Below are 12,030 nucleotides of genomic sequence, written 5' to 3' on the forward strand. Positions count from 1 at the left end.
AGTCGGGGTCGGCGTGGGCTCGGCTTCGGCCGGCGGGTCGGCGGGCGGTTCGGTCAATTGCGTCAATGCGGGAGGCGGCGTCGATACTGGGTCTGAACCAGCGGGACCGCACGCAGCGATAAGGCCCGACGCCCCGAGTCCCCACGCCAGCGAAAATGCCCGCCGCCTGGTGAGACGCACCCCGGAACTCATATGCCAATCCGGTCCGAATTGGTCCGGTCAGTCAATCCAATCCGGTCGAATCTCGATCGCGGATTGCTGCCCGGACCTCTCTAATCGCGATCAGGGCCCGTCACGCTCGGACCGGCCGTCCTGAGCGGACTCTGGCGGCCGCCGCCGATCATTCAGCGGCCATCTGTCCTTAGCCCAGATCGATCACATTAACAATAGTTGGCATTATGATAGTTGGCTGCGATCACCCGAGCGGTCAATTTCCCGGGAAACGCTACTCCACGTTTCGGGCGGGAGAGCATGGGATTGGTCGCGCAGCCAGGCAAGCGCCCGGCATCTCCGTGTCCCGCGACGCGCCGCCAAGTCCTTGCCCGGGGAACTAGAACCCGGTTTCCTTGTCGATCAACCCCAAGAGTTCGCGGTTACTGCGAAAACGCTGCAGGTTTTCGCAGAAGCGGTCCAGGTTTCTCTGGGCCCTGCGCTCGGATGCACCGGCCGTGTGCGGAGTCAAGATGATGTTTTCGACATCGAACACCCGGTGATCGGCCGGCAGCGGTTCGCCGTCAACCACGTCCAGCGCCGCGCCCCGCAGGTGCCCCGATTCGACCGCATCGATCACCGCCTCCAGTTCAACGACCTCGCCCCTGGTCACGTTCACGATCACCGAACCCGGTTTCATGAGGGCCAGCGATTCGCGATTGAAGAGGTGATGGGTCTCGGGCGTCAGCGGCGTGCAAACCGCCACCACGTCGCTCCGGCCGAGGAGGGAGTCGAATCTGTCCATGCGGTCAACGACCGGCACCAAAGTCGTTCCGGGAACATCCAGCGCATCCACCGCGCACACTTTCATCCCGAAGCCGGCGGCGCGGTCGGCAATCGCCCGGCCGGTTCCGCCGAATCCCACGATCCCGATGGTGAGTCCGCCGAGCTCGAAAGCGGCCCTCCGCATCGGGACTCTCGATCGCCAAGCCTTGCCCTTAAGCTGCATGGCGGGTTTGAGCGACCTGGCCAGCGCCAGCAGCAGCGCGAAAGCGTGATCGGCCAGATGCGGGCCGACAAGGCCCTTTTCGCCGGTCAGCGGGATGGCGCTGCGCTTGAACTCTTCAAACAGGTAACCGTCAACTCCTGAAGCCGTGGCGTGGACCCATTTGAGCCGCTCGGCAACCGCAAACAACTCCGGGTTTAGCTGGCCCAGCAGGACGTCGGCTTTGACCATCTCAGCCAACGCCTGGCCGGGATCAGCAGTCACCACGATTTCCGATCCGGGGCCGGCGGCCTCGCGGACGAGATTTATCTGATCCTGCGAAACCCCGGGCAAGGTGGTGTCGTTGGTTATTGCGAGTACCTTCATGGGGACCCCCGGCCGGGACAATGCGCGGTCCGTGCGCGGCCCGGCAAATCCGGTTCAACGGCGGCGGGGGCCGCACGGGCGGCGGCGATCATCGCGGGCGCGCCAGCCACAGCGCGGCGCCTCCGTCCACCGTGATCATGGAACCGGTAATCATCGACGCGTCGTCGGACGCGGCAAACAGGAACGTCTGGGCGATGTCCGTTGGCGTGCAGAGCCTTCCCAGAGGCGTTTGGTCGACCCGGCTTTGATAGTTTTCAGGGACGTCGAGATCCGTGGAATCGTCGTTTGAGCTGTGCGATTTGTTGCCGCGCAGAAAGTCGGTGTCCACGTGGCCGGGCGATATCAGCACGCAGCGGATGTTGTCCTTCGCGTAAGCGGCAGCGGAACTGCGGGTCAGTCCCAGCAATCCGATCTTGCTGACCCCGTAGGCCGGGCCACCCGGTCCCTGCATGATCGAAGCCAGCGAACCGGTATTCAGAATGACCCCGTGGCCGGCTCTCCGCATCGCAGGCACCACCGCTTTGGTGCCCAAAAAGTAGGCGGTCAGGTTGGTGTCGATGATCGCGCGCCACATCTCCTCGGTCTGCTCTTCGAATCCGACCCTGAAATTTGCCCCGGCGATATTGCAGAGCGTGTCCACATGGCCGAATCGGCGCTCGGCGGCCGCCACCGTCTCATCCCAGGCCGAAGCGACCCGCACATCGAGTTCGCAGGCAATTGCCGATCCTCCCTGCTCACGGATCCCTTCGGCGACCTTGCGGGCGCCAGCGACGTTGGTGTCGGCAACGCAAACTGAGGCCCCTTCGCGGGCAAATAGCTCCGCTTGCGCCCTGCCCATGGATCCGGCCCCGCCGGTAATGATCGCGGCCCTACCGGCCAGCTTCAGCAATCCAGACCTCCCGGCAATCGCAATCTGCAGTCAACCGCCCGAAATAAACCGTCTTGGCCTTGCCGGCTGGCTCCGCGGCCCCGCGATCTGACCGAGGGTGCAGGTCGCAAGTTGAATTGAACGGCCCTTTTATCGCCGATCAGCCGCCAACCGCGACGAGGCTTGCTCGAAGGGTCATCGGGACAGGAATCTACCCAGTAGTTTTCCGTATTGGCCCGGTCGTTCGAGGTGGCAAAGGTGACCGGCGCCGGAAATTGTGGAAACCTCGGCACCCTGGATGCGGTCGGCGAACGCGCTCCCATAGGCGGGTGCAACCAACTGGTCCTCATCGGCGACGATGACCAGGGTTGGATGTTTGATTCGATGCAGGCGTTTCTTCAAACCCTTGTCCGGTATCGGCCACATGAATTTGGCGATCGTGGCCAGGGAACGGGTGCGTTCGATCCTCTGCAGGTGGCGTTGCTCATCGGAATCGGGGTCCGGAAGCCAGCGCAAAGCGGAATCACTGTCGGCGTCGGCGAAAAGTATCGACCGCAATTTGTCCGGAGCGGCGGCAAAGTAGTCGATTCCTGGATGGTCCTCTAGCCACAATCCCATCGGCGAGGTGAGGATCAGCCGGTTGACGCGGTTGCCGGCGATCGCGGCCAGCTCGGCCGCCATCATCGCGCCGAAAAAATGCCCTACTACGTCGGGTCGCTCAAGTCCCAATTCATCCAGCAGGTCAAGGTGAAAGAGGGTGAGGTCCAGGAGATCGTCGAATTCGTCGGCATCGCCCGATTCGCCGAATCCGGGATGCAGCGGCGCGTAGACGGTGAAGCGCTCGGCGAGTTCGTTCAGGGAATCTGGCCAGCCCAGGTAGCCGAATGCCCCGTGCAGGTAGATAAGGGGAGGCCCGCTGCCGGCGCTGGCAATTTGAATCGGCAGCGCGCCGACCGTCACGGTGCGCTCATTCGGACGCATTGACATTTGGCCCGCCTAGCCTACGACCGGGTCCGGCACGGCCCGGTTCGCGATCGGGTTGGGCCACCAGTGATCTTCGTAACCGCTCCACATGCCGCGCAGCTTGGGCATCACCTCGGATGCGAACAGCGCAGTGTTCTGCATGGTCAAGTCCTTGGGCATGCTGCCGATCTGCAGCAACACCATCAGGTGACCGACCCGCAGACCCTCGACCGCCTCGCGCATCCGATCGGCGACGGTTTCCGGGCTGCCGCCGATGACGTAGCCCTCTTCGACGAAGTCCTTCCACTTCATTTCAGTGCGCTTGCGGGCGTGCGAGCGGCTCAGGTTGCTGCCGACGCCCTTTTTCAGGGTCTTGATCGAGCGGTAGCCGGGAGCCTCGGTGAACCCCGGGTAGACGTGGAGGTTCTTCTTGAAGAAGTACTCGATGTGCGGTGCGTAATCCTCCTCCGCCTTGGCGTCGGTCTCGGAAACCGCAACCAGTTGCAGGAACCCGGCCCGGTAGGGGTTGTCGTCGACGCCCAGGTTTTCCATCTCGCGCCAAAAACCCTTCATCACCCGGGTGCCGTGCTTGTACCCGGAGTAACTCAGGTAGCAGTAAACGTAGTTCATTCGGCTGGTCCACTCCCAGGTTTCGACGCTGCCGCTGCCTGGAACCCAGACCGGGGGATGCGGTTTCTGTAGCGGGCGCGGCCAGATGTTCACGTAGCGGTTCTGGGTGTACTTGCCGTTAAAGGCAAACAGGTCCGGTTCGGTCCAGGCGCGGATGATCAGGTCGTGGGCCTCGTGGTAACGGTCGCGCAGGGTGGCCGGGTTCGCCCCGTAGGCGAAGTTGGTGTCCATCGATGTCCCGGTCGGGAATCCCGCCACCAGGCGACCGCCGCTGGCCACGTCCAGCATCGCGAATTCCTCGGCAACTCGCAGCGGCGGGTTGTACAGCGCCAGGCTGTTGCCCATCACCACGATGGCCGCCTCGGTAGTGCGCCGAACCAGGGCGGACGCCATCAGGTTGGGCGAGGGCATGATCCCGTAGGCGTTGTTGTGGTGCTCGTTGACGCAGATCCCGTCGAAACCCACCGCGGCGGCGTGCTCGAGCTCGTCCAAGTACTCGTTGTAGAGGACGTGCGCCTTCTCGGCATCGTAGAGGTGGCTGGGCGGGTCGACCCAGACGCTGCGGTATTTCTGCTCGAAATCGGGCGGCAGATGCCGGTAGGGCATCAGATGGAACCAACAAATCTTCACGCTCTGCTCCGGGACTGACCGCCGAGGTTTTAAGAAGGGGCAACAACCCCTTCCGTGCAGGTATTAAACCCTGTGACGGACGTTAGACACCGGCAAGTCCCCGGTCAGGTATCGCCCGGACGGCGGGCCCGAAAACTGCGGCCGCCCGCCCGGCTCGGCAGCAGATTCGGAGGCCAAGGTAGTGGTTGGGCCCCGCAATCAGACCGCTGATTGACCGAAAATAGTCTCGCCGGGATGGGCGGGGGCCGGCGTCGGGTTACGCGTTCCGGCGGTGCCCGCACTTCCGACGCTTCCGCTTCCTCTGCTCATCTACCCGCAGCGGCGGGACGTGTCGCAATAAAAGTCCAGTTTTCGGATCGGTCACGCCAGCTTTCCGCCGGGCAAATCCCAGTCCGCCAATTTGCAAAGGCCGGTCGAGTCCTCCCATGAACCAACCAGGTGCGCCGGCGGTTGCCGCCGCCGAATCCGGCCCGCGCGGGCCGGATAGCGACACGGTTGGTCGGACGCGGTCGCGTCGGCAGGTCGTCATCACGATGGGCGGACTGCTGCTGGCCGTATTTCTGGCCTCGCTCGATCAGACGGTCGTGGGAACCGCCATTCCCAGGATCGTGACCGATCTGGGCGGCTTCGATCGGTTCACGTGGATTACGACGTCGTACATCGTGGCCTCGATCACCTTCGTCCCGATAGTCGGGCGCTTGTCCGACCTTTACGGGCGCAAGGCGTTCTTCATCGGCGGAATCCTGCTGTTCCTGGTCGGATCGGTACTGGCCGGGGCGAGCCAGACGATGAACCAGCTGATCGCGGCGCGGGCCGTGCAGGGAGTCGGCGGGGGAGCGATGATGGCGCTCGCCTTTACCACCGTTGCCGATCTATTCGCCCCGCGCGAGCGCGGCAAGTACACCGGATACGTGGCGGCGGTGTACGGTTTCTCTTCGATGATCGGGCCCGTGCTCGGCGGTCTGATAACCGACAACCTCTCATGGCACTGGATCTTCTACGTGAACGTGCCGCTGGGGTCGGCGGTGATATTCCTCTTCATTCGCTTTTTTCCCAACGTCAGGCCCGCCAAGCGCAAGCACCGCCTGGACTACCCGGGAATGGCGTTGCTGATCGCGGCGGTCGTTTCGCTCCTGGTGGGGCTATCGTTGGCCGGCGTCGAGTACGCCTGGAGCTCGCCGCAAATAATCGGTACTTTGCTGTTCGCCGCGGTAACGGCGATTGCGTTCATCGTCGTCGAATGGCGTTCCGCGGATCCGATCATGCCGCTTTCGATCTATTCGGACCGCATCGTGTCCATTTCGCTGGCGGTCACATTCCTGACCGGGTTCGCGATGTTCGGGACGATCATCTTCATCCCGCTGTTCTTCCAGGCCGTCCTGGGAACGTCGGCGACCAGTAGCGGGTCTTTCCTCACGCCCATGATGCTCAGCATGGTGCTGGCCGCCGCACTCTCCGGACAGGCTCTCTCGCGCTTCGGCGGGCACTACCGGATACAGGGCCTGATCGGGTTCGCAATATTCCTGGTCGGGCTGGTGTTCACGTCCCAGATGACTCCCGATACCTCATTTTTGGAAGCGGTGGCTTTCATCACCGTCCTCGGGTTCGGAGTCGGCATCACCTACCCCTGCTTCTCCATATCGGTCCAAAACGCAGTCCCGGCCCAGCTGCTTGGCGCCGCCACCTCGGCGACCCAGTTCTTCCGCCAGATCGGCGGCGCCCTTGGCCTGGCGGTGCTCGGGTCTTACATGACGGCCAGATTCCATTCCCGAGCCCTGGAAGCCCTGTCGGCCGAAGTCCAGTCAGCGTTTCCAAGCCATCAGCTTGATGACCTCGCCGAGAACCCCCAAGCGCTGGTGAACCCGGAAGCGCTCGACCGCCTGCGCGCCAGCATTTCCGGTCAGGACGAGCAGCTGTTGGCGCAGCTGCTCGAATCCCTGCGTTCGGTGCTCTCATCCTCGATCAGTGAAGTTTTCCTGGTTGTCACGGTTTCCGTCGTCATTGCATTCGCCATGGTCATCTTCCTGCCCGAATCGCCGCTTTCCGATCGCCGTCCGCACCAGGCCGATCAACCGCAAAAAACAGCCTGACAGCGCCGGTCCCGGGCGTTTGCGGGCCGCGACCGCCAATGCGCCCGGCCGGCGGCGCGAATCGCTCCAACCCGGCTTTTCCGGAAAATAACGGTTGCAATCGGTCAGTGATCAATCGGTTCAAATGCAAACACTGGACAAGGTAATCCGGCGCGTGGCCGGAGCCCCGGCGTTCGAACGATTCATATTCGCCGTTATCGTGGCCAACGGCCTGCTGCTGGGACTTGAAACCTACCCCTACGTAGTCGACCGGCTGGGGGTATGGATCGAGATCGGGCACTGGTCGGCGCTGGCGATTTTCATCGTCGAGTTCTTCATCAAGGTCCTCGCCCTGCGTCCCAGGCCGGTGCGCTATTTCCAGGACCCGTGGAACATCATTGATTTCTGCGTGATCGTGATCGCGCTGATCCCGCTGGTGGGCGATATCGCGCTCCTGGGCCGACTGGTGCGCCTGTTCCGGATGCTGCGATTGGTCACGACCAGCGCGCGGTTGCGCGTGATCGTGGGAACCCTCATCCGCGCCGTGCCCAGCGTGTTCTTCATAGTCGTGCTGCTGAGCATCATCGGCTACATGTACGCCGTCGCTGGCTACCACTTCTTCCACGCCCACGATCCTTTCCACTGGGGCAGTCTGGCGAAATCGGCGCTGACCTTGTTCAGGGTCATCACTTTCGAGGGGTGGACAACGATCATGGACACCGCAATGGAGCACAGCCCGTTTGCCTGGGTCTATTTCGTCAGCTTTATCGTCATAAGCGGATTCGTTGCCGTAAACCTTTTCGTCGCCGCCATCATCAACGAGTGGGATGAAGCCGAGCGTATCCGCGCTCGCGAACTGGAATCGGAATTGCCGTACGATGCGGTGATCGCCGAAATGCGGGCAACCCAGGAAGCGCTGCGCCGGCTCGAGCAAAAGCTCGAGGGCGAAGTCGAACGCCGCCGCGAAGGTTAGCGGCCCCGGGGTCCGATCAGCGGGAACCCCAAACCTGGCCCACCGGCCCCCGGAACGGGATTCCCAAGCGTTTGCGGAGTTGCCCTAAGCGATAAGGGCGCGCAGCCGTCGGGCCGCTTATTGCTCCTCGTCGCCGGCCGGCTCGGTTTCACCGCGCCGGGATGCCAAGAAGTAGGTTCCGCGTCTTGGCCGGAACAATCGCTTGTCTTTGTAGAAATTGCGCAGCAACGCTTCGGCCGGGGTCGCGCTCCGCGAATTTAGGACCCCCAAAGCCTCCAGGCGGTTGTAAATCTCGCGGTAGTGGAGTGGGCGGCCGACGTTCTGCAGCAGTTTGACCACTTTGTCGGCGGCGTTGCGTCCCCATTCTTCGTCCCAGGACAAGCCGGAGGCGGTGCCGGAATAGTCTTCCACTATCTCGCCGGCCATGCGCTTTTGCAATTCGCGGATGGTCCGGATCTCGCCCTGAAGCGCCATCCTGTGGCGGGCCAGGGCCGAAATCTCGGCCTCAAATTCGCTCTGCAGGGAGGCGATCCGGGCGTCCAGTTGGCCGCGCCGTTCTTCGATCTCGGCATTAATCTCCCCCACCCGCGCGGTGCGCTCCTCGAGCTGGGCCTGGAGGATGTCTCCGAACTGGTCGTCACCCGAATCCGGCGACTCAAATCGGCCCTCCGCCACTTCCCGTGATCGTCCTTCCGTCGGTTCTTCTTGCATCACTGCCGTCCCCCAGCATCGTCATCGCAGCAATATATGAAGCGGTGAAATCACGCAATCACCGATTTCATCTGCGGAATCAATATTAGTACTCTGCAGGATTTACGGAAAGCCCGCTGCCATACGTCATTTCCGCTCACATGATTTAGCACGGCCCCGAATACGTACGGAGGGACACCGGACACGCGGCAAACCGCTGGAACCAAGACCCCATACACCGCGCTTCCGGGGCGGGCACCGCCTGAAAATCGATGCCCCGGACGACGGCCCGCGCCACGGATCCGGTCGGATTCGGCAACCGCGCCCGTCGCCCGGCCGCCGATTTCCTACCGGCGAATGATCCGCCCGTGCGTGTTCCCGGGCGAATCGATGATTAGCGGGCTAGCCCTGCGCCCAGGGCGGGGCCTTGGCAAACAGCAACCGGATCCCGGCGTGTCCTATGTAGACCGGCAGCGTGGCATCTATGAGTGCCCAGATTGTTCCGTTGTCGCTGCGTGGATCGGCGATCGCGACTCCGGCCCAATTCCACAGGAAGATCAAGAGCAACGACGCGCCGAAATAAAAGCTGAAATTGGCCTCCAGGTATTCGCGCGTCACCCGGCCGCCTCCGTCGCCATCCCGCAGCATCTGCTTGCGCCGGATTGCGGTAGCCAGGACCAGTACCAATGAGATGGCCATGAGCACGTCCAGGACCAGCCATACATCTAGCGAATCACCGGTGATCGTTGGGTCGTAGAACTGCGTGGCCACGAAATGTATGGCGACTGCCAGGCCCACCAGCACCAGATATACGCCTATCAACTGGCGTATCAATTTCATGTAAAACCCCTCCGCTTGGCAAATATTCGATGCCGGAAAAAACGGATCAACGGCGACCCGCCCGACCCGCCGCCCGCACTCGAGCGGCAAGCTCGGAACCAACAGCCATTTATAAGTTGGGCCGGCCGGTCAGAGGGCGGGGTCGAACAGTACCTTGGTCGCCTCGCCGCGTTTGCACATCAGGATTGCTTCGGTGGCTGCGGCCAGCGGTAGGACGTGGGTGATCATCGGTTCCAAGCCGAGCTGCGGCATCAGGCGCAGAACGCTCTCCATGTTGCTTTGCATAAGAACCGTGCCGCGGATCTCGATCTCCCTGAGGCACACGTCCAAGGGGCGGATTTGGAGGTGTTCGTCGGGATGCGAGATGGCCATCTGGATCACGGTTCCGCCGTCGCGCACCGCGGCGATGCAGGCTTCGGCCGCCGGAATCGCGCCCGATGCCTCGAAACTAATGTCAAATCCGACTCCGGCGGTGGCCGAGCCGACCAGCCCGTCCAGGTCATCGTTGACCGGATCGAACACCAGGTCGGCCCCCAGGCGTTTGGCCAGCTGCCGACGCGCCGCCACCGGCTCGGAGCAGGCGACCAGGCTGGTCCCTAATCGCTTGGCCAGCGCGACTAGCATCAGCCCGATGGTGCCCCCGCCGGTGACCAGGGCGGTGTCGCCGGGGCTGATCCGGGCACGTTCGACCGCCCGCATCGCGCAGCCGAGCGGCTCGGAGAGCGAAGCCAGTTCGGTCGAGACCGCATCGGGGATCCGGTAGGCCTGCTTCTCATTGACCACCAGATAGTCGGCCCAGGACCCGCCGTGGGCGAACCGGATCTTGTTGCGGCACATGTTTCCGTTGCCGCGCTCGCACATCACGCAGACCCCGCAGTAGATCTGCGGTTGCACGGTCACCCGTTCGCCGACCCGCCGCGTCGTTACCGCGTCGCCGACGGCGGCGATCGTGCCCGCCAGCTCGTGCCCGATCAGGGCCGGATAGTTTTGCAGGGTCACCATCGGCCCCATCTGCCAGCCGTCGTAAATGTGCAGGTCGGTCCCGCAAACGCCGGTGTGGGCGACGGCGATTTTCACGTCCAACGGACCGAGCTCGGGCACCCCGATCCGGTCCAGCCGCAGATCGCCGGGCGCGTGAATCCGGACACCCTTCATCGTCTCACCCATTTGCGACCTCAAGACTGCCTTCGATTTGATACTTAGCAGATCCCGTGTTATATATCTGTTATATAATCCGATAGATCATCGCGATTCTATTTCGGCACCCTCGAATTGCACCCTCGAATTGAGGAAGTGGGACGTGGCCAAGAAGGACAAGCAGCCTGGCAACGCCGCCCTCGACAGCGCCGTCGCCAGCATCAACAAACGATTCGGACAGGGCGCCATCATGCGCCTTTCGGAAGGCCAGAACCAGGAAGTCGAATCGATATCGACCGGTTCGCTCTCGCTAGACCTGGCGCTCGGCGTCGGCGGCATCCCGCGCGGCCGCATAGTTGAGATATTCGGTCCCGAATCATCGGGCAAGACGACGCTGGCCCAGCACGTGATCGCCGAGGCCCAGCGGGCCGGCGGCTACGCGGCGGTCATCGACGCCGAGCATGCCTTCGACCCGACCTACGCGGTTCGCTGCGGGGTGCTGGCCGACGAATTGTTCATCTCCCAGCCCGGCAGCGGCGAGGAAGCCCTTGAGATCGCCGACGAACTGCTGCGCTCGAATGCCTTCGACATCATCGTGATCGACTCGGTCGCGGCCCTGACCCCGCGGGCCGAACTCGAGGGCAACATGGGCGATGCCCACGTGGGGCTGCAGGCGCGGCTGATGTCGCAGGCGCTGCGCAAGATGACCGCCACCGTTTCCCGCACCAACACTGCGGTGGTGTTCATCAACCAGCTGCGCGAACGGGTCGGGGTAATGTTCGGCAGCCCCGAGACCACCCCCGGCGGGCGGGCCCTGAAGTTCTACTCCTCGGTGCGAATCGACATTCGCCGGATCGGGGCGCTCAAGAACGGCACCACCGTGGTCGGCAACCGTACCCGGGTCCGGGTCGTCAAGAACAAGGTGGCCGCCCCGTTCCGGACATGCGAGTTCGACATCCTCTACAACGAAGGCATCTCGCGCGAGACCGGCCTGATTGACCTAGGTTTGGAGCACGGCCTGATCACCAAGGCCGGCGCCTATCTCTCCTACGGCGACGTCCGCCTCGGGCTGGGCCGCGAACGATCTAGGCAGACGCTCAAGGAAAACGGCGAAATCGCCGTTGAACTGGAGACCGCAATCCGCCAGGCCGCCAGCGAGGACCTGGCCAGCTGAGCGAAGACGGGCGCGGCGACGTCCTGGTCGCCATTAGCGGCAGGCGCGCCGACCGCAAGATGATCCGGTTGGCCGCGCAGCGGGCCCGGTCCGAGCAAGTCAACCTCGTGGCCCTGCACGTTATCGAGGTGGGTTGGGACCGCCCGGTCCACAACGCCTCCACCCGACAGCGCCGGGCCGGCGAAAAGGTCTTAAGCGACGCCAGCGACGCCCTCGACGATTCGATCTCGGTGCGTCTTATCACGCACTGCGAACAATCGCGCGATGCCGGACGCGCGATCGTTGAATACGCGCGCAAACGGCAAATGCGCGAGATCTTCATCGGCTCGCACCGGTTTCTGGGCGATGTCGGCCTGGACCTGGGAACCACCGCGGCTCACGTGCTAAAGCACGCCCATTGCCCGGTGGTCCTTTGGCACGAGAACGCCTGAACCCCTTCAGCCGCCGCCGACTGCTGGTCGGGGCAGGGGCCATGACCCTCCTGGCCGCCTGCGGCCAACCCGATTCCGCCCCGTCCACCACGCCGGCCCCCAC

General features: G+C 63.3%; 11 protein-coding genes and 1 pseudogene (1 of these 12 running past the window's edge). 4 read left to right on the top strand and 8 right to left on the bottom strand.

All coding sequences use genetic code 11. The features are described 5' to 3' along the window. The 5 genes and pseudogenes from F4X41_08135 to F4X41_08155 all read right to left on the bottom strand — a co-directional run. A pseudogene (locus F4X41_08135) lies at nt 1–112 on the bottom strand (extracellular solute-binding protein) (it extends 1,505 nt beyond the left edge of the window). A 438-nt stretch (nt 113–550) separates the two neighbouring features. After that, the gene (locus F4X41_08140; GenBank protein ID MYB16983.1) at nt 551–1,522 is read right to left on the bottom strand and encodes a D-2-hydroxyacid dehydrogenase; all 972 of its coding nucleotides are present in this window, start codon (nt 1,520–1,522) and stop codon (nt 551–553) included. An 88-nt stretch (nt 1,523–1,610) separates the two neighbouring features. Beyond that, nucleotides 1,611–2,411: an SDR family oxidoreductase gene (locus tag F4X41_08145; protein MYB16984.1), complete on the bottom strand. Its 801-nt coding sequence runs from the start codon at nt 2,409–2,411 to the stop codon at nt 1,611–1,613. A 174-nt stretch (nt 2,412–2,585) separates the two neighbouring features. After that, a complete protein-coding gene (locus tag F4X41_08150) occupies nt 2,586–3,377 on the bottom strand; it encodes an alpha/beta hydrolase (GenBank protein ID MYB16985.1) in 792 nt (263 codons plus the stop codon). A gap of 9 nt (nt 3,378–3,386) precedes the next feature. Beyond that, nucleotides 3,387–4,613: an LLM class flavin-dependent oxidoreductase gene (locus F4X41_08155; GenBank protein MYB16986.1), complete on the bottom strand. Its 1,227-nt coding sequence runs from the start codon at nt 4,611–4,613 to the stop codon at nt 3,387–3,389. A gap of 425 nt (nt 4,614–5,038) precedes the next feature. On the opposite strand from F4X41_08155, the gene F4X41_08160 reads away from it, so the two are divergent. Together F4X41_08160 and F4X41_08165 are read left to right on the top strand one after the other, a co-directional pair. Further along, a complete protein-coding gene (locus tag F4X41_08160) occupies nt 5,039–6,703 on the top strand; it encodes an MFS transporter (protein MYB16987.1) in 1,665 nt (554 codons plus the stop codon). A 124-nt stretch (nt 6,704–6,827) separates the two neighbouring features. After that, nucleotides 6,828–7,655: an ion transporter gene (locus F4X41_08165; GenBank protein MYB16988.1), complete on the top strand. Its 828-nt coding sequence runs from the start codon at nt 6,828–6,830 to the stop codon at nt 7,653–7,655. A gap of 117 nt (nt 7,656–7,772) precedes the next feature. On the opposite strand, the gene F4X41_08170 is transcribed toward F4X41_08165, so the two are convergent. The 3 genes from F4X41_08170 to F4X41_08180 all read right to left on the bottom strand — a co-directional run bounded on the left by F4X41_08170 (nt 7,773) and on the right by F4X41_08180 (nt 10,352). Beyond that, nucleotides 7,773–8,366, bottom strand: a complete 594-nt coding sequence (locus F4X41_08170) for a hypothetical protein (protein MYB16989.1) — start codon at nt 8,364–8,366, stop codon at nt 7,773–7,775. A 381-nt stretch (nt 8,367–8,747) separates the two neighbouring features. Further along, nucleotides 8,748–9,185, bottom strand: coding sequence for a hypothetical protein (locus tag F4X41_08175; protein MYB16990.1), 438 nt, complete (start codon nt 9,183–9,185; stop codon nt 8,748–8,750). A 129-nt stretch (nt 9,186–9,314) separates the two neighbouring features. Next, nucleotides 9,315–10,352: an alcohol dehydrogenase catalytic domain-containing protein gene (locus F4X41_08180; GenBank protein MYB16991.1), complete on the bottom strand. Its 1,038-nt coding sequence runs from the start codon at nt 10,350–10,352 to the stop codon at nt 9,315–9,317. 133 nt (nt 10,353–10,485) lie between these two features. Between F4X41_08180 and recA the strand changes: the two genes are divergently transcribed. Continuing rightward, on the top strand, nt 10,486–11,496 hold the full coding sequence (gene recA / locus F4X41_08185; GenBank protein MYB16992.1) for a recombinase RecA: 1,011 nt from the start codon (nt 10,486–10,488) through the stop codon (nt 11,494–11,496). 59 nt (nt 11,497–11,555) lie between these two features. Further along, nucleotides 11,556–11,927: a universal stress protein gene (locus F4X41_08190; protein ID MYB16993.1), complete on the top strand. Its 372-nt coding sequence runs from the start codon at nt 11,556–11,558 to the stop codon at nt 11,925–11,927. Nucleotides 11,928–12,030 lie beyond the last annotated feature (103 nt).

Source organism: Chloroflexota bacterium, from assembly GCA_009840625.1.
Lineage (GTDB): Bacteria > Chloroflexota > UBA11872 > UBA11872 > VXNJ01 > VXNJ01.